Genomic DNA, 25,434 nt, shown 5'->3' with positions numbered 1-25,434 from the left:
GTCCTGCTGTCTCATTCAGCTGGGGTATTTGTTTTCATGCCGTAAATCGATGAGCTTTCCAGGGAGGGGAACAATGCGAGAATGTGCATCTTCTCTAAGAGCGGAGCGACGCTGGAGGCGTCATCTGATCTTCGGATTATCGGCGCTCAGTGTCGTCTGCGCGGCCAGTCTTTTCGCCGGGATCGCAGTCGCGCAGGCGCCCACCGACGAGCAGAAAAGCGCGATCAGATCAGCCTGCCGATCCGATTTCATCGCACAATGCTCTGGCGTGCAGCCGGGGGGCATGGAGGCACTGAATTGCCTGCAGCAACACGATTCCACCCTCTCCGCTGCTTGTCGTAAGGCGGTGTCGGCGATTGGCACCAAACCGAAATCGACATCCGCAGAGCCATCTCAAACTGCGCCTGTCACGACAGGTGCGGCGACGCCGGCCCCGGCAGCCGGCACTCAGACGGCGGCTCAACCAACCGAGGCGCAGCGCGATGCCATCAAATCGGCCTGCCGCTCCGATTTCATGGCGCAATGCTCCGGCGTCACCCCCGGCGGTGCGGCGGCGCTCTCCTGCCTGCAGCAGCATAGTGCCCGTCTGTCGGCGCCCTGCCAGCAGGCGGTTGCGGCCATTAATGCAGCGGGTGCGCCCGCAGCCGGTGCAGGTGCTGCCACGGCTGCCGCACCGCCGGCGACCCGACCGGCGGCCATGCCCGTCTTCTCTCCGCGCGAGGAAGTGATGATCGTGCGCGAGACCTGCGGACCGGACTTTCGGGCATTTTGCCGGATGGTGCCGGTCGGCGGAGGGCGGGTCATCTCGTGCCTGCGGGATAATCTGCAGCGTGTATCGCCAGCCTGTCACAGGGTGCTGACCTCGGGACTGTAGCGGCTTTCCAATACGCATACGGGTTCGCTGGGAATGCCTGAACCGTCAGGCATTCCGCTGACAGGTCCGCACCACCATTCTTCGATCGTTGCAGCGCGATCCGAAATCCCCGCATTCGATGAATTCAATGACGACACAAGCGAAAGGCAATTGCCATGTCATCGACTTCTCATCTATCGCGATTGAAACGAATACTGACCTATTCCACCGTTGCCGCCGGCCTCGTCCTGCCGACCCATGCGTGGGCGGATGATGCCAAAGATCTTCTTAAGGCCATGTCCGATTTCCTCGTGGCGCAGAAAACGATATCCTTCAGCTATCAATCATCGCTAGAAGCCGTGACACCGGATTTCGAGAAGCTGCAGTTCGTCAGTTCGGGTACGGCCAATATTACCCGGCCTGACAAACTGCGCGTCACAAGAACCGGGGGCTTTGCCGATATCGACGTCAGCTTTGACGGTTCGGTACTGACCGTGCATGGCAAGAACCTCGATGCCTATGCGAAGATCGACGGCAAGGGTTCGCTCGATGATCTGATCGACCGGCTTGCCGATGCAGGCGTCGAAGCGCCTGGCGCCGATCTTCTGTCATCTCATGTCAACGACATATTGATGTCCGATGTGACCGAGTCAAAGCACATTTCCAGCGCCTTCGTCGATGGCGTGGAATGCGAATATCTCACCTTTCGCACGCCGGAACTCGACTGGCAGATCTGGATACAGACGGGGTCGCAGCCGATACCGCGACGCTATGTGATCACCAGCAAACACGTCGTCCAGGCGCCGCAATACACGCTTGAGATCAGCGACTTCAAAACCGGGGCAGAGGTTGCCTCCACTTCCTACAACATCGAGATCCCGGCCAATGCCAAAACCGTCGATCTGAGCGAACTCCAATCGATCGATGAGCTTCCGGCGCCTGCAGTTACAGGAGAGATGAAATGACCTTCAGTAAGCTCTTTTTCGCCTTTTGCCTTGCCGGCGGGATGATTTTTGCCGATTTTCGCGTAGAGGGAGAAGGTCCGCTGCCGTTTTCGATCGGCTTCGCCACACCGGCGGGGGCTGTCATCGGCCGTCCCTTGACACCGCTATCCTATGCCGGCGTTGCCCGCCGGACGACGCGCCGGGTTGTCCGGCGAACGGCAACAACGATCGCGGTTCTGCCGCCCGGCTGCCTTTATGGTCCCTACTATGGTGGCTATTATTACCGCTGCGGTGGCCTGTACTATGCCAAGAGCGGCGGCGTTTATGTGCAGGTAATCGTGCAATAGGCTCTTAATGCAATCCTATTGCACCTTCATCTCCGCATCTACGACCGCCGGGTCTTTGGTGCTGCGGCGCCTTCTGAACTCTTCGAGGCGCTGCAGCACGACGTAGAAGGACGGGACGAACAGCACGGCAAGGCAGGTCGATGCGATCATGCCGCTGAAGACCGATATGCCGATCGATTTGCGGGCGGATGCGCCGGCACCCGTCGCCAGAACGAGCGGCAAAACGCCGAGGATGAAGGCGAAGGATGTCATGAGGATCGGGCGGAAACGCAAGCGCGCCGCTTCGACTGCCGCATCCATTATCTCCATGCCTCCCGCCCGCTTTTCCCGCGCATATTCGACGATCAGAATGGCATTCTTCGATGCGAGCGCGATCAGCAGGATCAGGCCGATCTGGGTGTAGAGGTTGTTGGCGACGCCCGCTGCCGTTAACGCCCCGACGGTGCCGAGCAGGGCAAGCGGCACGGCGAGCAGCACCGCAAAGGGCAGGATCCAGCTTTCATACTGTCCCGCAAGCACGAAATAGACGAGCAGCATGGCAAGCGCGAAGATGTAGTAGATCTGCCCGCCGACAATTTTCTCCTGGTAGGAGAGTGCTGTCCATTCATAGCCAGTGCCGGGCGGCAAAGTGCTGTCGGCGACCTGTTGCATGACGTCGAGCGCCTGACCCGAGCTGAAGCCGGCAGCAGGGCCGCCAACGATCGTTGCGGTCGGGTACAGATTGTAGAGGCTGATCAACGATGGGCCTTGCATGGCCTTGATATCGACGACGGTTCCGAGCGGCACCATGGTGCCATCGCCGGCTTTGACCTTCAGATTGCGGATATCGTCCTGGCTGACGCGGAATTCGGAGGATGCCTGGGCATAGACCTGGAAGGTGCGGCCAAACTTGTTGAACTGCGTGACATAGCTCGATCCGACATAGCCTGACAAAGCGGAGAAGACCTGGCCGACCGTGATACCCAGCGTCTCCGCCTTGATTCGGTCCACGGAGACCTCAAGTTGCGGCACGTTGGAACGGAACGGCGTACTGAGTCTCTGCAGCGATGATTGGGCTTCACCGTTTTTCACGATCGTATCGGCCAGCGACTGCAGCAGGGCGTAATCGGAAACACCGTTCTTGAGTTCCACCTGCATCGTGAAGCCGCTGGCATTGCCGACGCCCTGGATCGGAGGCGGTACGATGACCAGGGTCTTGGCAACCAGGACACTCTCCAGGGCGCCATTCAGATGTTCGTAGATCGACAGGAGATCCTGTCCCTTCACTTTGAGCCGCTCGTCCCAGTCCTTCAGCACGACATAAGCAACGCCGGCATTCTGGAGGCTGGCATTGTTATCGAGAACCGATACGCCGCTGATTGTCAGGACCTGATCGACGCCAGGCGTCTGTTGAGCGATCTTGCCGACCTCGGCGATGACGGCGTCGGTCCGTTCCTTGGATGCGCCATCGGGCAGTTGGGCACCGATCAGCACATAGCCTTGATCTTCGATCGGCAGAAACGCGGTCGGTATGCGGGTCAGCCCCCAGATGGCGCCTGCCATCAGTGCTAGCGCCAGAAGGACCATGATGGCGGCGTGGCGCGTCATGGCGCCGATCAGCCTGACATAGCCGCGTTCGCCCCAATCGTAGACCCTGTTGAAGCCACGATAGATGAAGTTTCTTTTCTCGGGAGGTACAGGCGTGCGCAGCCAAAGGGCGCATTGCGTCGGTTTCAGCGTCACGGCGTTGATGGCGCTGATCAGTGCCGTGGCGGCAATGACGAGCGCGAATTGCCGGTAGAGTTGACCCGTAAGCCCCGGCAGGAAAGCAGCCGGAATGAACACGGCCATCAATACCAGGGTAATGCCGATGACCGGGCCCAGCAGCTCATCCATTGCCTTCTCGGCTGCCTTGCGGCCGGACATGCCGGCCTCGATGTGTCGGGCGACCCCTTCGACAATGACGATCGCGTCATCGACGACGATGCCGATGGCGAGAACGATCGCAAACAGCGTGGACAGATTGACCGTGAAGCCCATCGCCGCCATCGCGGCAAAAGCGCCGATGATGGTGACGGGAACCGTCGTTGCCGGTACGAGCATCGCCCGCCAGTCCTGCAGGAACAGAAGGATGACGATGAGAACGAGAACGCCGGCCTCGATCAGCGTCACATAGACTTCGTCGATCGAGGCATTGACGAACTTCGTCGTATCAAAGGGCATCTGATATTGGAGCCCTTGCGGGAAGCTCTTCGACAATTCCTCCATCTTCGTTCTGACCGCCTGCGCGACCGCAATGGCGTTTGCCTCGGGCAACTGGAAGATACCAATGCCGGCGGCCGGGCGGCCATTCTGCATGAAGGACTGGCTATAAGTCTGGGCGCCGAGCTCGACCCGGCCGATATCGCGAATCCGCGTCACCCGGCCGCCATCTGCGCCATCTACTTTAACGATGATATTCTCATAGTCGACAGCGTCATTCAGGCGGCCGTTGACGTTGAGCGTGTACTGAAAGGTCTGCCCCTGAGGGACTGGAGGAATGCCGAGCTGACCGGCCGTGACCTCCTGGCTCTGCTGCTGCACGACGTTGACGACATCCTGCGGCGTCAGGCCACGCGCCTGCAGCAAGTTCGGATCCATCCAGATGCGCATGGCATATTGGCCTGCGCCGAAAACCGTGACGTTGCCGACTCCCGGCAGACGGGCAAGTTCGTTCTGCAGGTTGATGACGGCATAGTTTGAGAGGTAGAGGCTGTCATATTGGGTTTCGGACGACGTCAGGGTGACGAAGCCGAGGATTGACGTCGATTTCTTCTGAGTGGTGACGCCCTGGACCTGCACCGATTGCGGCAGCGACGACATGGCGATGGCGACCCGGTTCTGCACAAGGACCTGCGCCTGGTCGGGATCGGTGCCGATGGCGAAGGTGACAGTCAGCGAATAGGTCCCGTCACTTGCGCTCGTGGACTGCATATAGAGCATATCCTGGACGCCGTTGACCTGCTGCTCGATCGGCAGGGCAACCGTGTCGACAAGCGTCTTGGCGCTGGCGCCCGGAAACCGCGTCGTGACCTGCACGGTCGGCGGAACGACATTCGGATATTGCGCCACCGGCAGTTGGAAGAGAGCCACCGCGCCGATGAGAACAAAGACCAATGCCAGAACATTGGCGAGCACCGGCCGTTCGATGAAAAAGCGCGAGATCATGCTGTTGTCCTTGGACGTTCAGATGAAGCGTGGTGGCGGATTTACTGCGTCGTCATGGCCTTTGCATCGGTGCTGGCTTGCGCCGGCTGTGCATTCATATCGATTTTCTCAGGCGCAACCTTGCTGCCGGGGATGGCCTGCTGGATGCCCTGGATCACAACCCAGTCAGCTGGCTGAATACCGGACTCGATGACGCGGAGGGCGCCTTCGCGCTGGCCCGTCTTGACCTGTTTCTGCTCGATCATATCCTCCTTGCCGAGGACGAGCAGGTAGCTGCCGAGCTGGTTGGTGGCGATCGCGTCGTCGCGCACGAGCAGTGCTTTATTGTTCTGCTCGACGGGCACGCGAACGCGAACGAAGAGGCCGGGGAGCATGACTTTGTCCTTATTGTCGAACAAAGCCCGCACCTGAAGCGTGCCGGTGGACGCATCGAGCTGGGGCGAGACGTAATCGAGATGCCCTTTGTGGGGATAGCCTTCCTCGGATTGCAAGCCGAGCTCGGCAGGGATGCTGGGTAGATCCGTCTGCTTGAACGTGCGTCCCTGCTTTCTCAGCATATCCTTGATCATCAGCACCTGTGTTTCGCTGACGTTGAAATAGGCATAGATCGGGTCTGTCTGAACGATGCTGGCAAGCTTGGTCGGACCCGAGACGCCGACGAGCGTGCCGATATCGACGAGGTGATTGGTCACAGTGCCGTCGAAGGGCGCAAGCACTTCGGTATAGCCGAGATTGATTGTCGCAAGCTCGAGATTGGCCTGGGCATTGAGGATGGAAGCGTTTGCTTCGTCGAGCGTGGCCTTGGCGCTGTCGACGGCGGTTTGCGTGGTGACCTGCTGCTTCAGAAGGTTGAGCTGCCGGTCATATTCCTGCTTGGCCCCGACCTGGGACGCCTGTTGCGAGGCGAGCGATGCTTTCGCCTGATCGAGCTGCGCCTGATAGGTATCGCGCTCGATGCCGAAGAGCTTGGTGCCCTTCGTCACCGTCGTACCGTCCTGATAGTCGATCGATTGAAGGTAGCCCTGGACGCGCGCTTCGATATCAACCGAATTCAGCGCCGCAGTATTGCCCGTCAGTTCGAAATAGAGGGTGATCGGCTGCTGGACTGGCTGCGCAACGCGGACGGCGGGCGGCGGCGGCGGAACATACGTATTGCTGCTTCCATCGCAGGCAGCGAGTGCTCCCATGCCGATGAGTGATACGAAAATTTGCAGGCCCCGATGCAATCCCTCATGCATTGCTGCTGCCCCGACGATCTGTGTGCCCCGGTCTCATGCGTGCCTTGGCGGCGACCCCCATAAGTCGCCGGATATCAGGCATGCGATACTATGTCGCGGGATTGTTCGGAATTGCAATAGTTCCCGGCACGCAATTTAGCTGTGCCTAAATGATTGGTGGCCGCGTAATCCCGGTAACGGCTTAGTTCGCAGATTTTGTGCTCACTGCTGAGTAATGAGCAGCACGTAAGCCACGAACAGCATCAGGTGAACTGCGCCCTGCATGAGATTGGTGCGGCCACTTGAAAAGGTGATGATGCTGACAGCAAGCGTCAGCACGAACATGACAAGATCGGGACCCTGAAGCCCTAGCGTGACCGGGTGCCCGTAAAGGTGGCTTATTGCCAGCATGGCCGGCACGGTGAGGCCGATCGTCGACAGGACCGAGCCGAGGAAGATGTTGATGGCCCGCTGCAGGTGGTTCGCGATCGAGGCGCGCACGGCACTGATCGCCTCTGGTGTCGCGACAAGCACCGCCATGACCACACCTCCGAGTGCTGCCGGTGCGTGCAGGGTTTCGATCACGTAGTCGATCGGCCGGGCGAGTTGTTCGACCAGGAAAACGACCGGCCCCATGTAAACGAGGAGCAGGACAGCATGATGCCACACGGATCGATGGTGCCGTATGCCGACTATATGGTGCTCATGATGGTCATCATCGGCGAAGTAGCGCTGATGACGGCCGGCCTGGAGGAGCAGAAATATACTGTAGAGGCCGATCGAGACGATGCCGAGAAACATCTGCCGCGGGGTCGAGGGGTGGGGACCATCCGGACCGGTCAGAAAAGTCGGCATGACGAGGCTGAGGGTCGCCAGCGGCACGATGACCCCGAGATAGGTATTGGCGCCGTGCAGATTGTGCTGCTGATCCTCTCTGCGCCATGCGCCTGACAGCAGCGACAATCCTACCATGCCGTTCAGGATGATCATCACCACGGCAAACAGCGTGTCGCGTGCGAGCGTCGGATTATTTTCCCCATGAAGCATGACAGCTGAGATCGCCATCACTTCGATCGAGGTGATGGCGAGGGTCAGGATGAGGGTCCCGTAGGGCTCCCGAAGCTGCTCGGCCAGATGATCGGCATGACGAACGACCGACATGGCGGAGCCCAGCACAACGGCAAAAAGCCAAAGAAAAATGACGGTAAACCAGAGGGGCTCGGAAAGCCGCGCGAAGATTGGCCCGGAGAAGACGAAGAAAACCAGGCCGGTCGCGACGCTGACGCCGAGGAACCATTCCTCACGTATGGCACCCGCCATGCTGGTAGTGCGAAATGCGGCGCTGTCAGTCATCGGAACTACTGCCGGCCACGGAATACCGTAGCATCACGACCACGATCGCTGCCATTTTCCTCTCCGCCTTCGCCCGCCCGGGCAAACCGAGCGGTGCGGTTTGGCGGCGGTCGAGAGTGATTGTCTCACGCGGAGGGGCATTCCGGCTATCTAAAAATCATCGCCTCACGTTTCCGGCGAATTCAATGATACTTCCGCTTCTCCCGCCCCAGAATTTGTGGCGCGTCGAGGCCAGCGATCGGTCTAGAGAGGTCTGCAGGGATGTCGCCGGCAAGTTGGAGGTCCAGATAGCGGGCACAGCAGACGCGGAGGAACGAGGTGAAGTTGCCGAGATCATGGCCGGCGTCAATCGACTCGTGGTGCAGCCGGGTAATGAGCTGGACCACGTTCATACCGTCGCGGCGGGCGATTTCTTCCAGCTTCGACCAGAAGAAATTCTCCAGCCGCACGCTGGTGACCATGCCGTCGATCCGCAGCGACCGGGTGGTGCTTTCCCAAAGCCGGGCATCGGCCTTGATGAACAGTTCACACATCACATTCCTCCCGCCGGTCCGTCTAAAGCGTGTCGCGATCCTTCGGATTCGCTTGCCACGCTTTAGGTTTTGATTTTGCATGTCGCTATCGCAAAACCGCTGCGCACTTTTGCGCGACATGCTTTAGGCGGCGTTGGTCTCCAGGGTCGTTACCGCATCGAGCACCGTCATGAACTGACGCAGCCACGAAGGATGGGCCGGCCAGGCCGGTGCGGTGACGAGATTGCCGTCGGAAACGGCATCGGTGATGGCGATGTCGGCATAGGTGCCGCCGGCAAGCTCGACTTCCGGGCGGCAGGCGGGATAGGCCGAGCAGGTGCGACCTTTGAGGACACCGGCAGCCGCCAGAAGCTGGGCACCGTGGCAGATTGCGGCGACGGGCTTGTTGGCATCGAAGAAATGCCTGACAGCCTTGATGACCTCGGGGTTGAGGCGGAGATATTCCGGCGCACGGCCGCCCGGAATAACGAGGGCATCGTAATCTTCGGCGCGCACGCTTTCGAAGGTGGCATTCAACGCGAAGTTATGACCGCGCTTTTCCGAATAGGTCTGGTCGCCCTCGAAATCATGGATGGCGGTGGCGACCGTCTGGCCGGCAGTCTTGCCGGGGCAGACGGCGTGGACCGTATAGCCGCAGGCAAGCAGCGTCTGAAACGGCACCATGGTTTCGTAATCTTCCGTGAAATCGCCTGTAATCATCAGGATCTTGCTCGCTGGCATGTCTTCCTCCCGTAAAAACCAACAGATGGACTTTAACAAAGGATCGCGGACGCGGGTATTAAGGGAATACTACGCCGGATTTCGGTTCAGGTCGTCTCGCGGGCCCTGACATCGGGAATGGCGCAGGCCTCGCCGCCGCCGAAGATGCGGGAGCGGGTGAGAAAGCGTTTCTCGCGGCCGTTATCGAGCGAAAACATGCCACCGCGGCCGGGCACGACGTCGATGATGAGCTGCGTATGCTTCCAGGCTTCGAACTGGCTGGCGCTGATATAAACAGGCACGCCGCCGATCTCACCGAGCTTCACGTCCAGATCGCCGACAATGAAATCGTCTGTCGGGTAACACATGGGCGAGGAACCGTCGCAGCAGCCGCCGGACTGGTGGAAGAGGATTTCAGGGTAGTCGCGCTGGATTTCCTTGATGAGATCGAGCGCTGCATCGGTTGCGAGGACACGCGGTTCGCCATTGATTGTCTGTTCCATGATTGCCTCCTCCAAGACAATGCCTCCTCCCCGTGAAGGGAGGAGGCGCGATAATAGCACGATCAACCGCTTCTCAGAAGAAGCCGAGCTTCTTCGGGCTGTAACTGACCAGCATGTTCTTGGTCTGCTGGTAGTGGTCGAGCATCATCTTGTGCGTTTCACGGCCGATGCCGGACTGCTTGTAACCGCCGAAGGCGGCATGGGCCGGATAGGCGTGGTAGCAATTGGTCCAGACGCGGCCGGCCTGGATTTCCCGGCCGAAGCGATAGGCGCGGTTGCCGTCGCGGGTCCAGACACCGGCGCCGAGGCCATAGAGCGTGTCATTGGCGATCTCGAGCGCTTCCTTCTCATCCTTGAAGGTGGTGACCGAGACGACCGGGCCGAAGATTTCCTCCTGGAACACACGCATCTTGTTGTGGCCCTTGAAGATGGTTGGCTTGATGTAATAGCCCTCGGACAATTCGCCGCCGAGATCGTTGCGAGAGCCACCGGTAAGGACCTGTGCGCCCTCCTGCTTGCCGATATCGAGGTAGGCGAGGATTTTTTCCATTTGCTCGGTGGAGGCCTGGGCGCCGATCATCGTTGCCGGATCGAGCGGGTTGCCCTGGGTGATGGCCTCGACGCGTTTGACGGCCTTTTCCATGAAGCGATCATAGATCGACTCCTGGATGAGAGCGCGGCTCGGGCAGGTGCAGACTTCGCCCTGGTTCAGCGCAAACATGGCGAAACCTTCGAGAGCCTTGTCGAGGAAGTCGTCATCCTCGGCTGCCACATCGGCAAAGAAGATGTTGGGTGACTTGCCGCCGAGTTCCAGCGTGACCGGAATGAGGTTCTGGCTGGCATATTGCATGATGAGGCGACCTGTCGTCGTCTCGCCGGTGAAGGCGATCTTTGCGATGCGCGGGCTGGAAGCGAGCGGCTTGCCGGCTTCGAGGCCAAAGCCATTGACGATGTTGAGCACGCCGGGGGGCAGCAGATCACCGACGAGTTCTGCCCAGAGCAGGAGCGAAGCGGGCGTCTGTTCGGCCGGCTTGATGACGACGCAGTTGCCGGCGGCGAGAGCCGGGGCCAGCTTCCAGGTTGCCATCAGGATCGGGAAATTCCAGGGAATGATCTGGCCGACGACGCCGAGCGGCTCATGGAAGTGATAGGCGACAGTGTCATGATCGATTTCGCCGATCGTGCCTTCCTGTGCGCGGATGCAGGAAGCAAAATAGCGGAAGTGGTCGATGGCGAGCGGAATGTCGGCTGCCATGGTTTCGCGGATCGGCTTGCCGTTGTCCCAGGTTTCGGCCTGGGCCAGGAGCTCCAGCTTGTCTTCCATGCGCTGGGCGATCTTCATGAGAATGTTGGAGCGCTCGGTGGTGGAGGTGCGGCCCCACTTTTCCTTTGCGGCGTGGGCGGCATCGAGCGCGGCATTGATGTCCTTTTCATCGGAGCGCGGGATTTCGCAGAGCTTGCCGCCGGTGACGGGCGTGACGTTGTCGAAGTATCTGCCGCCGATCGGCTCACGCCACTCGCCACCGATATAGTTGCCGTATTTCAGTTTGAACGGCGACTCGACGATTTTTTGATGAAGCATGTCATCCTCCCTTGATGAACGGGTTCCGGATCGAACCAGTGGGAGGAAATCTGTGTTGCTTTCGCCTGACGGAACAGGGCGGCTTGCCAATACCGCAGTGCACAGTGTCGCAGAGTTGCGACAGGTTCCGACAGCACCACGAAAACGTGATTGAACCTTTCGGTCAATCTCAGTGGAGGTCGAGCTTTTTCATCTTCCGGTGCAGCGTGGCGCGGCTGATACCGAGCGCTGCGGCGGCCTGGGAGACATTGCCGTGGGTGCGCGACAGCGCCCGCAAGAGGGCTGCCTTTTCGGCTTCTGCCATTTCCTCTTCCTGCGAAACACGGCCTTCATGCAGCGCATCGGAAGCCGGCAGGCCGGCGGCGATGCGCAAATCATCGAGCTTGAGGGCGAGGCGGGCAGCGCGGGTGGCGCCGAGAACGAGATCGTGCCGGTCCACGGCAAGCAGCGCATTGGCGGAATTGGGGCCGGCTGGAACCATCACGAAGCGGGCGCCCGCAAAGGCGGAGCGGAACAGGTTGAGCTCGATGCGCATCGCAGCATCGCGTACCGCCTGCGAGAGAATGGAGAGCGTCATTTCGTTGACGTCGTCGCGGCAGGTGGAGATGTCGAGCGCTGCGGTCAGCAGGCCGCGATGATCGCGGATGGGTGCCGTGGTGCAACTGAGCTTGATATTGGAGCAATAGAAATGCTGGTCGCGGAAGACGGCGACGGAGCGGTCGTCGGCAAGGGCCGTGCCGATGCCGTTTGTGCCGATGCTGGCTTCGGTCCAGACGGAGCCGGTCCAGAGACCGAGATCGTGGAATTCCTTGTCATTGCCGACCGCTCCACGGCGCTCCAACGCAATGCCGTTGCGGTCGGTCAGAAGCAGGCAGCAGCCGGCTCTTCCGACCGTCGCAAAGAGGCGGTCGAGTTCATCACGGGCGTCAGCGATCAATTGTTCGGATTGCTCCCGCGCCAGCCGGAACTCCTGCTCCGTGAGGCGTAAGGGCGCGCGCTTGTCCTCGGGCGCCAGCTGGTACATCGTCATGCAGCGGCGCCAGGAAGCCACGATCGGAGAGCTGGCCGCAGCGGAATTCTGCTGGGCGCTCGTATAGACATGTTCCGCATGCGCGGATTGTTCATGCATTGAGGCTCCTCCCACGGAACTTGCGCATATTCTGATGTAAATGCGGCCGCTTTGCAATCAGACCGACGTGACGGCGGATTGCGTGAATGGAATTTGCCTGATGGCGGGTGTCGCATTTCTGAGACAGTTGCGCCGGCCCACCTCGGCATCGTGATCGCGACAATATGACCGGCCTTCCGCTTGCCCGGCCCGCATTTGCGGAGCAGCATCGTATTTCAAAGGATATAACGATCCAGCCGGCAGCTACCGTTTCACGTTTGCGTGTTTCGGCCGGTCCCTGCGTAACAAAACACGCATGGCTCCGTAGTTTCCTGTGTGGACTAAAAAGATCTGAATGCCGGGAATAAATCCGGCCGATCGTTGTCTACTGAATGAAAGTGCCTGTCGCAGATGCTGTAGAGATAGGAGAGCGACGCGATGCTGAACAGACGATTTCTGCTGACCACTGCCGGACTTGGCGCCTTCGCCCTGCGCTTCGGCTTTGGCAGCCACGCCATGGCGGAGGAGACCTTCACCGTGACCCATACCGACGATGAATGGCGCAAGCTCCTGACGGCGGATCAATATTCGGTGCTGCGGCAGGAGGGAACGGAATATCCTTTCACCAGCCCGCTGCTGCACGAAGAGCGCAAGGGCAATTTTGCCTGCGCGGGCTGCGATCAGGAGGCGTTTTCCTCGGCCACGAAATTCGACAGCGGAACAGGCTGGCCGAGCTTCTGGGCGCCGCTTGATGGCAAGGTCGTCGGTACGACGCACGATACCTCCTTCGGCATGGTGCGCGATGCCGTCCATTGCGGCCGCTGCGGCGGGCATCTCGGCCACGTCTTCAACGATGGACCGAAACCGACCGGCCTGCGCTACTGCATGAACGGCGTGGCCATGACATTCCACCCAGCTTCTGCCTGATTGACGGATTATTCCGATGCTTCTCTTCGTCCTTGCCTATCTCGGTGGGGTGCTGACGATCGTCAGCCCCTGCATCCTTCCGGTACTGCCCTTTGTTTTTGCGCGTGCGGGGCAGCCGTTCATGCGCAGCACGCTGCCGATGCTTATCGGCATGGCGGCGACATTCGCCGGCGTCGCGACATTGGCGGCCGTCGGCGGCGGATGGGCGGTGCAGGCCAATGAATATGGCCGCTATGCCGCCATCGTGCTGCTTGCGATCTTCGGCATCATCCTGCTTTTTCCGGCGCTGTCAGACTATCTGACGCGGCCGCTCGTTTCGCTCGGCGCGCGACTGTCGCAGTCGGCCGATCAGAGCAGCCGCGGTGGTGGCTCGGCCATCGCCGCCTCGCTGCTGCTTGGCGTTGCGACCGGACTGCTGTGGGCTCCCTGTGCCGGGCCGGTTCTGGGCCTCATCCTGACAGGTGCTGCGCTGCAGGGTGCAAATGTCGGCACGACGCTGCTGCTGCTTGCCTATGCGCTTGGTACCGCAACATCGCTTGCGCTTGCGCTTCTCATCGGCGGCAAGGTCTATCAGGCGATGAAGCGATCTCTGGGCGTCGGCGAGTGGCTGCGGCGAGGTGTCGGCGTGGCGGTTCTCGCCGCCGTCGGGGCAATCGCGCTCGGCCTCGATACGGGTTTCCTGACGCAGGCCTCGCTTGCCAGCACCAATGTTCTGGAACAGGGACTGGTCGACCGGTTCCATCCGCAACAGCAAACGGCTGACAATGCCGGCGGCGCCATGGAATCCGTTGTCACGCCCACGGATGGGGGCGGCTCGATGGCGATGACTTTGAACAATCAGATGATGATGTCCGGCAACCCCGCCACGATGAGCGGCAACTCGATGATGATGGCGATGAAGCCGAAGGGTGTTGCCGAGCAGCTGCCGGTCGAAGGCCAGATGCCGCCGCTCGACGGCGCTGTGCAATGGCTGAATTCCGGGCCTCTGACAGCTGAGCAGCTGAAGGGCAAGGTCGTGCTCGTCGACTTCTGGACCTATTCCTGCATCAACTGCCTGCGCGCCATCCCCTATGTCAAAGCCTGGGCCGAGAAATACAAGGATCAGGGCCTCGTCGTCATCGGCGTGCACTCGCCGGAATTCGCCTTCGAAAAGAACGTCGACAACGTGAAGAAGGCGATTTCCGACCTTGGCATCACCTACCCGGTCGCAGTCGACAATAATTATGCGATCTGGCGCGCCTTCGACAATGAATACTGGCCGGCGCATTATTTTATCGATGCGAAGGGGCAGATCCGGCACCATCATTTCGGCGAAGGCGACTATGACCAGTCCGAGAGGGTGATCCAGCAATTGTTGGCGGAAGCCGGGAAGACCGGTGTTTCAAGCGACATCGTCAATGTGAAGGCGACGGGCGCCGAAGCAGCTTCGGATACGGCCGACGTGCAGTCACCGGAAACTTATGTCGGCTATCAGCGCTCGCAAAATTTCGTCGATGACAAGGGCACTGTCAACGATGCAGCCCATGACTATGTTGCCACGACGCCGAAGATCAACGAATGGGGTCTAACCGGCAACTGGACCGTTGGGTCCGAGCAGGCAACGCTCAATACTCCCGGCGGCAGCATCTACTATCGCTTTCATGCCCGCGATCTGCACCTGGTTCTCGGACCTGGTGCGGATGGCAAGCCGGTGCGCTTCCAGGTGACGGTGGATGGCAAGGCGCCGGGCGACGGTCACGGCGTCGATACGGATACTGACGGCAACGGTACGGTGACGGGACAGCGGCTCTATCAGCTGGTGCGCGAGGCCGGGCCGGTCGGCGACCATACGTTCGAGATCCATTTCCTCGATCCCGGCGTGCAGGCTTTTGCCTTCACTTTCGGCTGAGCCAGTCGTCGATGCCTTTCGCTGCGGCTCGGCCCGTAGCGAAACAGGCTGTCAGCAGATAGCCGCCTGTCGGCGCCTCCCAATCCAGCATCTCTCCGGCTGCAAAAGTGCCGGGGAGATGCTTCAGCATGTAGGTCTCGTTGATTTGGCTGAAGGCGATGCCGCCGGCGGAGGATATGGCTTCGGCGATGGGGCGAGGGCGCAGCAGGGGGATCGGCAAGGACTTGATGGCGGCAGCAAGCTTGTTCGGATCGTTGCGATCCGCCTGCGACACCAGTTCGCGCAAGAGTGCTGCCTTCACGCCATCGATGCCGGCGCCCTTGCGCAGACGGTTCGAAAAGCTCGACTTGGCGTCCTGCCGGACGAGATCGCGAGATAGGCGTTCCAGCGTGCGGCCGGGGGAAAGGTCGATTGCCAGACTTGCCTCGCCATGCTGCAGCAGGTCATCACGCAGAGCGGCGGCGTGTGCATAGATGAGGCTGCCCTCGATGCCGTGCCGGCTGATAACGAATTCGCCGGGAAATGTGCCGGCGCGCGATGTCGCAATGACCGATTTCAACGGCTCTCCGGCGAAGCGGTCACGGAAGAGATCACTCCAGTCGACATCGAAGCCGCAATTGGCAGGCTGAAATGGCGCGATTGTCGTGCCGCGTTCGGAAAGCAGCGATACCCAGCCGGCGTCAGAGCCGAGGCGGGGATAGCTGGCGCCGCCGAGCGCGAGCAGCGTGGCGTCGCAGGAAACGGTCTTGCGGCCGTCGGGGGTTTCGAATGCATGTCCACCCTCGGCAAAGCCGATCCAGCGATGGCGGGTAAAAAAGGTGACGTCACGGGCTTCCAGCCGGGCGAGCCAGGCGCGTAGTAAAGGCGAAGCCTTCATGACATTAGGGAAGACCCTGCCCGAGGAGCCTATAAAGGTTTCCGTGCCGAGGCCTGCCGCCCAGGCGCGGATATTTGTTGGCGTGAAGGCATCGAGGGCGGCGCGCAGCCGAGAATTGGCACCGCCAAAGCGGGAGGCGAACTGGTCGTAGTCTTCGGAGTGGGTGATGTTGAGACCCGACTTGCCGGCGAGCAGGAACTTGCGGGCGAAGGTCGGCATGGCATCATAGATGAAAACGGCATGGCCGCTTTCGGACAGCACTTCGGCAGCCGAAAGGCCGGTAGGGCCTCCACCGATGATCGCGATAGTCTTCTGTTCCATTACGCCTTCTTGGCGCGGCAGGTGATCTGGCGCAAGTCTCAGTGATGAGGATGGGCACACTTGCCGTGGTCGGCGAGCACCTCGATGACCCGGCACTGGTCGACGCGGCCATGGCCGCAGCCTTCGACCATTTGTTCCAGTTCGGCCTTCAGGGCGTTCAGACTGCGGATGCGCTGTTCGACTTCGATAAGGCGCGCCTTGGCGATGGCATCGGCGGAGGCACAGGACTGGTCCGGGTCGTCCTGCAGGTGCAGCAGCGTGCGGATCGCATCGATCTCGAAGCCGAGTTCACGGGCGTGACGGATGAAGGCGAGGCGGTTGAGATCGGCTGGCTCGTAGGAACGCTGGTTGCCCTCGCTACGGCTAGGTGCCGATAACAGGCCGATGCCCTCATAATAGCGGATCGTCGGCACCTTGACGCCGCTTTGGCGTGCCGCCTCGCCGATGGTGATCTTTTTCATGATTTCCTCTTGCACCTCTAGTCGCTAGAGGATGTAGGAAGGAGGCTGCCTACAAGCAAGGATTTAGATCATGAGTGAAGCAGCACAGGCACGGTACCGGGTTGGCGGCATGGATTGCGCCGCTTGCGCGACGAAAATCGACACGGCCGTCAGGCGCATGGACGGGGTCGAAGATGTCGCCGTCTCGGTGACGGCAGGTACGATGACCGTGCGTCATGACGGAAGCAGCGACCTGAAGGCGATCGAGAAGAAGGTAACCGGCCTCGGTTATTCCGTTGCTCCGCTCAAGGGCAAGGCGCCCGCTCAGGAGCCGAAGGGTAGTCATGATCACGCACATCATGATCACGATCATGACCATGCGCATGAGCATGAGCACGAGCATCATGACCATTCCCATGAAGGCCATGATCGCGATCATGATCATGCTGGTCATGACCATTCCGATCACGGGCATTCGCATGGCGCGGAGGAAGTCGAAGGGCTGCATGGCCATGATCATGGACCGATGACGGGTCCGTGGTGGCAGAGCAAGAAGGGTCGGCTGACGATCTTTTCCGGCGTGGCACTGGTGGCAGCCTATGTGGTGGGCCATCTGGTGCCATCGATTGCTTCCTATGCCTTCATCATTGCCATGCTGGTCGGGCTGGTTCCGATCGCCAAGCGCGCCATCATGGCGGCGCTTGCCGGCATTCCCTTTTCGATTGAAATGCTGATGACAATCGCCGCCGTCGGCGCAGTCATCATCAATGCCGGCGAAGAAGCGGCAACGGTGGTCTTCCTGTTCCTTGTCGGTGAGCTGCTGGAAGGCGTTGCGGCCGGCAAGGCGCGCGCCAGCATCCAGTCGCTGACAACACTGGTGCCGAAGATTGCGCTGCTTGAAACGGGTGGCGAGGTGAAGGAAGTGCCGGCGGAAACACTCGCTGTGGGCTCCGTCATTCTCGTACGGCCGGGCGATCGGATTTCCGCCGACGGTACGATCCTGTCTGGTGAAAGCGCTATCGACGAAGCGCCGGTGACCGGCGAAAGCACGCCGGTGCGCAAGGGAACGGGCGAGACCGTCTTCGCCGGTACGGTCAATGGCGATGCCGCGCTGCGCATTCGTGTAACGGCCGCTGCTGAGGACAATACGATTGCCCGTGTCGTCAAGCTCGTGGAAGAAGCCCAGGAATCCAAGGCGCCGACAGAACGCTTCATCGACCGCTTCTCGCGTTATTATACACCGGGCGTTGTCGTCGTGGCGGCGCTTGTCGCGGCCTTGCCGCCGCTTCTGATGGGTGCGGCGTGGGGCGAGTGGATCTACAAGGGTCTTGCGATCCTGCTGATCGGCTGCCCGTGCGCGCTGGTCATTTCGACGCCGGCGGCGATTGCGGCCTCGCTTTCGGCAGGCGCGCGCCGCGGGTTGCTGATGAAGGGCGGAGCGGTTCTGGAGTCGCTTGGCAAGGTGACGGCCGTTGCCTTCGACAAGACGGGTACGCTCACCGCGGGCAAGCCGCAGGTGACCGATATCATTGCCTATGGACGTCCCGAGGCGCAGGTGCTGTCACGAGCCGCCGTACTGGAGCAGGGCTCCAGCCATCCGCTGGCGCTGGCGATCCTCAACCGGGCGAAGGCCGATGGTGTGCCGATGCCGCCGGCTTTCGAACTTGAGGCGCTGCCGGGCAAGGGTGTGACGGGCAAGGTGGGCGGCGAGACGCTCGATCTCCTGTCGCCGCCGGCTGCGCGAGAGCGTGGTGCTTTGAGTGCGGAGCAGGATGAGCAGGTCGCCGTCCTGAACGGCGCGGGCAAAAGTGTTTCGGTGCTGCTGATCGATGGAGTCGCTGCCGGCCTCATCGCCATGCGCGACGAGCCGCGTGAGGACGCAAAGAGCGGCCTCGCGACGCTGAAGGCGGCAGGCGTGCGTGCCATTATGCTGACCGGCGACAACAAGCGCACGGCCGCTGCCGTTGCCGGTGATCTCGGCATCGACTGGCGCGGCGAGTTGCTGCCGCAGGACAAGCAGCGCATCGTCGGCGAATTGAAGAAGGAAGGGCTGTTCGTCGCCAAGGTCGGTGACGGCATCAACGATGCGCCGGCGCTTGCCGCTGCCGATGTCGGCATCGCCATGGGCGGCGGCACCGACGTGGCGCTGGAAACCGCGGATGCGGCCGTGCTGCACGGACGTGTCGGCGACGTTGCGCGCATGATTGACCTTTCGAAGCGGACGATGCGTAATATCTTCCAGAACATCACCATCGCGCTGGGGCTGAAGGCGGTGTTCCTTGTCACCACCATCGTCGGCATTACCGGCCTGTGGCCGGCGATCCTCGCCGATACCGGCGCGACCGTGCTGGTGACTATGAATGCACTCCGCCTTCTTCGTATAAAGATATAAAGATTTCTTTATGTGATCTTGACGTTGCGATGCGGCGGGTGCATGGTTGCCGCATCGTTGGTTCTTGGGATCAGACAATCCCAAGCTAAGAGGGAATTCGGTGCGGCGATCGCCAAGACCGAAGCTGCCCCCGCAACTGTAAGCGGATAGACACCGTCCTTCGACGTCACTGGGAAGACGCCTGGGAAGACTGGATGGTGTCGATGACCCGCAAGCCAGGAGACCTGCCGCGATAGATAACGTCCACGGGCGGGGTGTCCCGGTGTGCCGCTTTGCGCGAGACGGCACTCCTGTGTCCGCATCTCGTCGATGCGTTGCGCCTCAGCCTTGCCCATAACCTTCGGGGTAAGGAAAATGACCATCAAGACTGCCAATCTCGGCTTTCCCAGGATCGGAAAGCATCGCGAACTCAAATTCGCACTGGAAAACTATTGGGCCGGAAAATCCGATGCCGGCGCGCTTCTCGATGTTGCGAAGCGGTTGCGGGCCGAAAACTGGGCCTTGCAGAAAGAGAAGGGGATCGACGTCATTCCCTCGAACGATTTCTCGCTTTACGACCATGTGCTCGACACGGCTGTCATGGTCGGCGCCATTCCTTCGACCTATGGCTGGAAGGGCGGCCCTGTTGCGCTCGATACCTATTTCGCCATGGCGCGCGGCTCGACCGGCGATGCGGCGCATGCCGATTGCGGCCATCAGCACCATCACGGACATGGCGTGCCGGCGCTGGAAATGACGAAGTGGTTCGACACGAACTATCACTACATGGTGCCGGAACTCGGTCCCGATCAGTCCTTTGCGATGACGGCAAACAAGCCGCTCGATGCCTTCATCGAAGCCAAGACCCTTGGCATACACACCCGGCCGGTCATCCTCGGTCCGGTCACCTTCCTGAAACTCGCCAAGGGAACCGAGGACGGTTTTGCGCCGATCAGCCTGCTGGAGCGCCTGTTGCCGGTCTATGCGAGGGTGCTGGCGGAACTGAGTGCTGCCGGTGCCGACTGGGTGCAGATCGACGAACCGTGCTTGGTGCTGGATATAACGGGAGAAGAGCAGGCGGCGCTGAAACATGCCTATCGCGCGCTGCATGAGCTGGTGCCGAACCTGAAGATCATGCTTGCCACCTATTTCGGCGACATCGGCGACAACTTGCCAACGGCACTTGCGCTGCCGGTCGCGGGCCTGCATGTCGATCTCGTTCGTGCTCCGCAGCAGATCGATGCCCTTCTCAAGGCGCCAGGCGACCTGACTCTGTCACTCGGCGTCATCGACGGGCGCAATATCTGGAAGGCGGATCTGGCTGCGATCCTGAAAAGGATCGAGCCGCTGATCCAGCATTTCGGTGCTGATCGGCTGCAGATCGCACCGTCATGCTCCCTGCTGCATGTGCCGATCGATCTGGAGTTGGAGACCGGACTGGACGACGAGTTGAGGTCATGGCTCGCTTTCGCGACCCAGAAGCTGGACGAACTTGCAGCGTTAGGCGACCCCGGCACGGCTTCAGAGGTGATCGCGGCCGCGTCGCGAGCCGTTGGCTTGCGTGCTGCATCAGTGCGTGTGCATGACATGAAGGTCAGGCAGCGGGTTGCCGCAATCGACGAGGCGATGAAGACGCGCAGCAGTGACTTTGCGGAGCGCACCGGCCTGCAGGAACGAAAGCTTCGCCTGCCGCTTTTCCCGACGACGACGATTGGCTCCTTTCCGCAGACGGATGATGTGCGCAAATCTCGCTCTGCTTTCACAAAGGGGGCGATCAGCGAGGCGGATTATGATGCCTTCCTGAAAAAGGAGACCGAAGCGGCGATCCGCTGGCAGGAGGAAATCGGCCTCGATGTGCTCGTCCATGGCGAATTCGAGCGCAACGACATGGTGCAGTATTTTGGCGAGCAGCTTTCCGGCTTCGCCTTCACGCAGCATGCCTGGGTGCAGAGCTATGGTTCCCGTTATGTCCGCCCCCCGATCATCTTCGGCGACATCTCCCGGCCGAAGCCCATGACAGTCGAGTGGTGGCGTTATGCGCAGTCGCTGACGCAGAAGCCGGTGAAGGGCATGCTGACGGGGCCGGTGACGATCCTGAGTTGGTCGTTCGTCCGCGACGATCTCTCCCGCGCCGATGTCAGCCGGCAGATCGCGCTGGCGATCCGCGACGAGGTGCTTGATCTCGAACAGGCGGGTGCTGCGATGATCCAGATCGACGAGGCGGCCCTTCGCGAAGGTCTGCCGTTGCGCAAAGTGGACTGGAAGACCTATCTCGACTGGGCGGTGGAAAGTTTCCGCCTGTGCTCATCCGGTGTTTCCGACGAAACCCAGATCCACACACATATGTGCTACTCGGAGTTCAATCAGATTATCGACGCCATTGCGGCCATGGATGCCGACGTGATTTCCATCGAGACCTCACGCTCGAAGATGGAACTGCTGGAAGCCTTCCGCAGCTATAAATATCCTAACGAGATCGGCCCCGGTGTTTATGACATCCATTCGCCGCGCGTTCCCGATGTCGAGGAAATGACCGAGCTTCTGACGCTGGCGCGCGAGCGTCTGACGGATGGACAGCTCTGGATCAATCCTGATTGCGGATTGAAGACCCGTAAGTGGGAAGAAGTGCGCCCGGCGCTCGTCAACATGGTGGCCGCCGCCCGGCTGTTACGTGGTGCCGCAGCGATGACTCACGTCTGAGCGCCTAATCGATTCCTGCAGAGCCGGCTATAGGTCGGCTCTCGCCTCGGCGGCCTTCTCCACAGCCTGCTGCTGTTAACCAGCCGTTATCCATGTTTTTCACAGGAATGTAGCAATTTCAAACATGCCGTAACGCGACGGACAAACCATCCGTTGACGTCAACTTCGATTCGAGTACTATATCTAGTGTTCAAGGTTCCTTCGATTCGTCAGGATTGAGGGCTAAGACGGGAATACGGTGCGTTTTGCCATGAAGGCGAAACAAGGCCGGAGCTGCCCCCGCAACTGTAAGCGGCGAGCAACTGTCCGATTTCAGGTCACTGAGGCATGATGCTTTGGGAAGGCTGCGGGCAGGGTGCTTCGACCCGCGAGCCAGGAGACCTGCCTTGAACGAGAAACGTCCACGGGCGGGGTGTCCGGAAGGTTGCGTGCATGTCAGGCGGATCAAATCCGCACCTGTTGCGCTGCCCCGAACGTCCGCATGAGCACTTCGGGGTTGAAGTCATGTCGAGAGCATCAAAACCGCCGCCCACGCACATCCTGCGAGGGATAATGCAAGGCGTGTAAAGCGCCAACTTTGTCAGATCATTCTCAAGCGTTGCCCCGGACGCCGTAAGGCGCCCGACCCTAGTTCTGCGTCCGGAATCCATTGACATCACGAGGAACATGATGAGCGTTACCGTTTACAGCAAGCCTGCCTGCGTTCAGTGCACCGCGACCTACCGCGCCCTCGATCGTCTGGGCGTAGACTATGAAATCATCGACATTTCCGAAGATGCCGACGCGCTCGATCGCGTGCGCGGCATGGGCTACATGCAGGTTCCGGTCGTCGTTGCCGGTGAGAACCATTGGGCGGGCTTCCGCCCTGATATGATCAGCGCGCTCTCCTGATAGGAGAGGAACGGTGGGCCTGATCGTCTATTTTTCCAGCCAGTCCGAAAATACCCATCGTTTCGTCGAGAAGCTGGGACTGCGCGCGGCGCGCATTCCCGTAGGCGCTGAAGACATCCACATCCGCGAACCCTATGTGCTGATCTCGCCCACCTATTGCGGGGATGGCGGCCCAGGGGTCGTAAAGGGGGCCGTGCCCAAGCAGGTGATCCGTTTCCTCAACGATGCGGAAAACCGCTCCAACATCCGTGGCGTCATTGCTGCGGGCAACAGCAATTTCGGCGAGACCTACGGGCTTGCCGGCGACGTGATCTCGCAGAAATGCCAGGTGCCGTACCTCTACCGGTTCGAGCTTCTGGGGACTGCCGAGGATGTCGCCAATGTCAAAGACGGGATGGGACGATTTTGGACACGGGGACAAATCTGACGCGGGATGCGGGCGCAAAACCGCTAAAGGCAGCGGATGCGCTGGATTATCACGCGCTGAACGCAATGCTGAACCTCTATGACGAGCAGGGCAAGATCCAGCTCGAAAAGGACCGCATGGCGGCCAAGCAGTATTTCCTGCAGCACGTGAACCAGAACACAGTGTTCTTCCATAATCTCCGGGAGAAACTCGATTATCTGGTCACGGAAGGTTATTACGAGCAGGAAGTGCTCGATCAGTATTCCTTCAATTTCGTCCGCGACCTCTTCGACGAAGCCTATGCCAAGAAGTTCCGGTTCCCGACCTTTCTCGGCGCCTTCAAATATTACACCAGCTATACGCTGAAGACATTCGACGGTAAGCGCTATCTCGAGCGCTACGAGGACCGTATCTGCATGGTGGCGCTGGCCCTTGCCGAGGGTAATGAGCAGCTTGCCCGCGATCTGGTCGAAGAGATCATCACCGGCCGTTTCCAGCCGGCTACGCCGACCTTCCTCAACGCCGGCAAGAAGCAGCGCGGCGAGCTCGTCTCGTGCTTCCTGCTGCGTGTCGAAGATAATATGGAATCGATCGGCCGCTCCATCAATTCCGCACTGCAGCTCTCCAAGCGTGGCGGCGGCGTGGCGCTGTCGCTGACGAACATCCGCGAGGCCGGTGCGCCGATCAAGCAGATCGAAAACCAGTCTTCCGGCATCATCCCCGTCATGAAGCTGCTCGAAGACTCGTTCTCCTATGCCAACCAGCTCGGTGCTCGGCAGGGTGCGGGTGCCGTCTATCTCAACGCCCACCATCCCGACATCATGCGCTTCCTCGATACCAAGCGCGAAAATGCCGACGAAAAGATCCGCATCAAGACGCTGTCGCTCGGCGTCGTCGTGCCCGACATCACCTTCGAGCTCGCCAAGAACAATGAGGATATGTACCTCTTCTCGCCCTATGACGTGGAGCGGGTCTATGGCGTGCCCTTTACCGAGATATCGGTGACGGAAAAGTACCGCGAGATGGTGGCGGATGCCCGTATCACCAAAAAGAAGATCAAGGCGCGCGAATTCTTCCAGGTGATTGCCGAAATCCAGTTCGAGAGTGGCTATCCCTACATCATGTTCGAAGACACGGTGAACCGGGCAAACCCGATCGCCGGCCGCATCAGCATGAGCAATCTCTGCTCGGAAATCCTGCAGGTCAGCGAAGCGAGTGAATTCAACGACGACCTTTCCTATAAGGTGATGGGCAAGGATATCTCCTGCAATCTCGGCTCGTTGAACATCGCCATGGCGATGGATTCGTCCGATTTCGGCAAGACGATCGAGACCTCGATCCGGGCGCTGACAGCCGTTTCCGACATGAGCCATATCTCCTCGGTGCCGTCGATCGAGAAGGGCAATGATGACAGCCACGCGATCGGCCTGGGACAGATGAACCTGCATGGATATCTCGCCCGCGAGCGCATCCATTACGGTTCGGAAGAGGGCGTCGATTTCACCAATATCTATTTCTACACGGTGACCTATCACGCGATCCGCGCTTCCAACCGCCTTGCGGTCGAGCGTGGTGCGAGCTTCAAGGGCTTCGAGAATTCGAAATATGCCACCGGCGACTATTTCGACAAATATACCGACCGGGAATGGAAGCCGGCTACCGAGAGGGTGCAGGCGCTGTTTGATGATGCCGGCATTCATATCCCGACACAGGAAGACTGGCTCGAACTGAAAAAGGCTGTGATGGCCTCCGGTCTCTATAACCAGAACCTGCAGGCGGTGCCGCCGACGGGCTCGATCTCCTACATCAACCACTCGACCTCCTCGATCCATCCGATCGTCTCGAAGATCGAGATCCGCAAGGAAGGCAAGATCGGCCGCGTCTATTATCCGGCGCCGTTCATGACCAACGACAATCTCGACTATTATCAGGATGCGTACGAGATCGGCCCTGAGAAGATCATCGACACCTATGCGGCGGCGACCCAGCATGTCGACCAGGGCCTGTCGCTGACGCTGTTCTTCCGCGACACGGCAACGACACGCGATATCAACCGTGCCCAGATCCATGCCTGGAAGAAGGGCATCAAGACGATCTACTACATCCGCCTTCGCCAGATGGCGCTGTCCGGCACCGAGGTGCAGGGCTGCGTTTCCTGCACGCTTTGATTTTGGGCTGCTGGCCGAGAGTTTCGAGCCCGTAGCCCCCTCATCCGCCTGCCGGCACCTTCTCCCCGATGGGGAGAAGAGACAAGCCGCTTGCACGGCGTCCCCCTCTCCCCATCGGGG

At 60.2% G+C, this 25,434-nt stretch carries 20 protein-coding genes and 2 riboswitches; of the genes, 10 read left to right on the top strand and 10 right to left on the bottom strand.

Going from position 1 to position 25,434, the window contains the following annotated elements; all coding sequences use genetic code 11:
• Positions 1–73: 73 nt before the first annotated feature.
• The 3 genes from AC1DUP_RS34145 (at position 74) to AC1DUP_RS34135 (ending at position 2,144) form a co-directional block, all read left to right on the top strand.
• A complete protein-coding gene (locus AC1DUP_RS34145) occupies positions 74–874 on the top strand; it encodes a hypothetical protein (protein ID WP_113507019.1) in 801 nt (266 codons plus the stop codon).
• 155 nt (positions 875–1,029) lie between these two features.
• Positions 1,030–1,818: a DUF2092 domain-containing protein gene (locus tag AC1DUP_RS34140; protein ID WP_113507020.1), complete on the top strand. Its 789-nt coding sequence runs from the start codon at positions 1,030–1,032 to the stop codon at positions 1,816–1,818.
• A complete protein-coding gene (locus AC1DUP_RS34135; RefSeq protein ID WP_113296753.1) occupies positions 1,815–2,144 on the top strand; it encodes a hypothetical protein in 330 nt (109 codons plus the stop codon). The genes AC1DUP_RS34140 and AC1DUP_RS34135 overlap by 4 nt, the downstream gene beginning before the upstream one ends.
• Before the next feature lie 15 nt (positions 2,145–2,159).
• Here AC1DUP_RS34135 and AC1DUP_RS34130 read toward each other — a convergent pair whose 3' ends face one another.
• From AC1DUP_RS34130 to AC1DUP_RS34095, 8 genes are all read right to left on the bottom strand, one after another.
• The gene (locus AC1DUP_RS34130) at positions 2,160–5,330 is read right to left on the bottom strand and encodes an efflux RND transporter permease subunit (protein ID WP_477836933.1); all 3,171 of its coding nucleotides are present in this window, start codon (positions 5,328–5,330) and stop codon (positions 2,160–2,162) included.
• A gap of 41 nt (positions 5,331–5,371) precedes the next feature.
• Entirely contained in the window at positions 5,372–6,568 is a 1,197-nt protein-coding gene (locus AC1DUP_RS34125; RefSeq protein WP_113507022.1) for an efflux RND transporter periplasmic adaptor subunit, read from the bottom strand.
• 201 nt (positions 6,569–6,769) lie between these two features.
• A complete protein-coding gene (locus AC1DUP_RS34120; protein ID WP_113308307.1) occupies positions 6,770–7,900 on the bottom strand; it encodes a calcium:cation antiporter in 1,131 nt (376 codons plus the stop codon).
• 182 nt (positions 7,901–8,082) lie between these two features.
• Positions 8,083–8,433: a ribbon-helix-helix domain-containing protein gene (locus tag AC1DUP_RS34115; protein ID WP_113296757.1), complete on the bottom strand. Its 351-nt coding sequence runs from the start codon at positions 8,431–8,433 to the stop codon at positions 8,083–8,085.
• Between the two features lie 123 nt (positions 8,434–8,556).
• Positions 8,557–9,153: a DJ-1/PfpI family protein gene (locus AC1DUP_RS34110; protein ID WP_113296758.1), complete on the bottom strand. Its 597-nt coding sequence runs from the start codon at positions 9,151–9,153 to the stop codon at positions 8,557–8,559.
• 86 nt (positions 9,154–9,239) lie between these two features.
• On the bottom strand, positions 9,240–9,635 hold the full coding sequence (locus AC1DUP_RS34105) for a DUF779 domain-containing protein (RefSeq protein ID WP_113308304.1): 396 nt from the start codon (positions 9,633–9,635) through the stop codon (positions 9,240–9,242).
• Positions 9,636–9,708: 73 nt separating this feature from the next.
• Entirely contained in the window at positions 9,709–11,217 is a 1,509-nt protein-coding gene (gene adh, locus AC1DUP_RS34100; protein ID WP_113296760.1) for an aldehyde dehydrogenase, read from the bottom strand.
• 169 nt (positions 11,218–11,386) lie between these two features.
• Complete coding sequence (locus AC1DUP_RS34095; protein ID WP_113296761.1) at positions 11,387–12,346, bottom strand: sigma-54-dependent Fis family transcriptional regulator; 960 nt, start codon at positions 12,344–12,346, stop codon at positions 11,387–11,389.
• Positions 12,347–12,763: 417 nt separating this feature from the next.
• Between AC1DUP_RS34095 and msrB the strand changes: the two genes are divergently transcribed.
• Positions 12,764–13,252: a peptide-methionine (R)-S-oxide reductase MsrB gene (msrB, locus tag AC1DUP_RS34090; RefSeq protein ID WP_113296762.1), complete on the top strand. Its 489-nt coding sequence runs from the start codon at positions 12,764–12,766 to the stop codon at positions 13,250–13,252.
• Positions 13,253–13,268: 16 nt separating this feature from the next.
• A complete protein-coding gene (locus tag AC1DUP_RS34085; RefSeq protein WP_477836929.1) occupies positions 13,269–15,140 on the top strand; it encodes a cytochrome c biogenesis protein DipZ in 1,872 nt (623 codons plus the stop codon).
• Here the strand turns inward: AC1DUP_RS34085 and AC1DUP_RS34080 are convergent.
• Both AC1DUP_RS34080 and AC1DUP_RS34075 read right to left on the bottom strand, forming a co-directional pair.
• Positions 15,127–16,338 (bottom strand): TIGR03862 family flavoprotein, encoded by a 1,212-nt coding sequence (locus AC1DUP_RS34080; protein ID WP_477836927.1) that lies wholly within the window; start codon positions 16,336–16,338, stop codon positions 15,127–15,129. The two genes, AC1DUP_RS34085 and AC1DUP_RS34080, sit on opposite strands and share 14 nt — an antisense overlap.
• 38 nt (positions 16,339–16,376) lie before the next feature.
• Positions 16,377–16,799: a MerR family transcriptional regulator gene (locus AC1DUP_RS34075; protein WP_113296765.1), complete on the bottom strand. Its 423-nt coding sequence runs from the start codon at positions 16,797–16,799 to the stop codon at positions 16,377–16,379.
• A 70-nt stretch (positions 16,800–16,869) separates the two neighbouring features.
• Between AC1DUP_RS34075 and AC1DUP_RS34070 the strand changes: the two genes are divergently transcribed.
• From AC1DUP_RS34070 to nrdE, 5 genes are all read left to right on the top strand, one after another.
• Entirely contained in the window at positions 16,870–19,170 is a 2,301-nt protein-coding gene (locus tag AC1DUP_RS34070) for a heavy metal translocating P-type ATPase (RefSeq protein ID WP_477836925.1), read from the top strand.
• A gap of 40 nt (positions 19,171–19,210) precedes the next feature.
• Positions 19,211–19,416: riboswitch (cobalamin riboswitch) on the top strand.
• Positions 19,417–19,524: 108 nt separating this feature from the next.
• Positions 19,525–21,849, top strand: a complete 2,325-nt coding sequence (gene metE, locus AC1DUP_RS34065) for a 5-methyltetrahydropteroyltriglutamate--homocysteine S-methyltransferase (RefSeq protein WP_477836923.1) — start codon at positions 19,525–19,527, stop codon at positions 21,847–21,849.
• Positions 21,850–22,025: 176 nt separating this feature from the next.
• Positions 22,026–22,252: riboswitch (cobalamin riboswitch) on the top strand.
• Positions 22,253–22,518: 266 nt separating this feature from the next.
• Complete coding sequence (gene nrdH, locus AC1DUP_RS34060; RefSeq protein ID WP_113296768.1) at positions 22,519–22,740, top strand: glutaredoxin-like protein NrdH; 222 nt, start codon at positions 22,519–22,521, stop codon at positions 22,738–22,740.
• Positions 22,741–22,753: 13 nt separating this feature from the next.
• Positions 22,754–23,167 (top strand): class Ib ribonucleoside-diphosphate reductase assembly flavoprotein NrdI, encoded by a 414-nt coding sequence (nrdI, locus tag AC1DUP_RS34055; RefSeq protein WP_477836921.1) that lies wholly within the window; start codon positions 22,754–22,756, stop codon positions 23,165–23,167.
• Positions 23,146–25,314: a class 1b ribonucleoside-diphosphate reductase subunit alpha gene (gene nrdE / locus AC1DUP_RS34050; RefSeq protein WP_477836919.1), complete on the top strand. Its 2,169-nt coding sequence runs from the start codon at positions 23,146–23,148 to the stop codon at positions 25,312–25,314. Before nrdI ends, nrdE begins: the two co-directional genes overlap by 22 nt.
• The last annotated feature ends 120 nt before the right edge of the window (positions 25,315–25,434 follow it).

It is taken from the genome of Rhizobium sp. 01L419 (genome assembly GCF_056400025.1).
The sequence above is the reverse complement of the archived record's forward strand: the minus strand, read 5'-3'. Positions and strand labels throughout refer to the sequence as shown.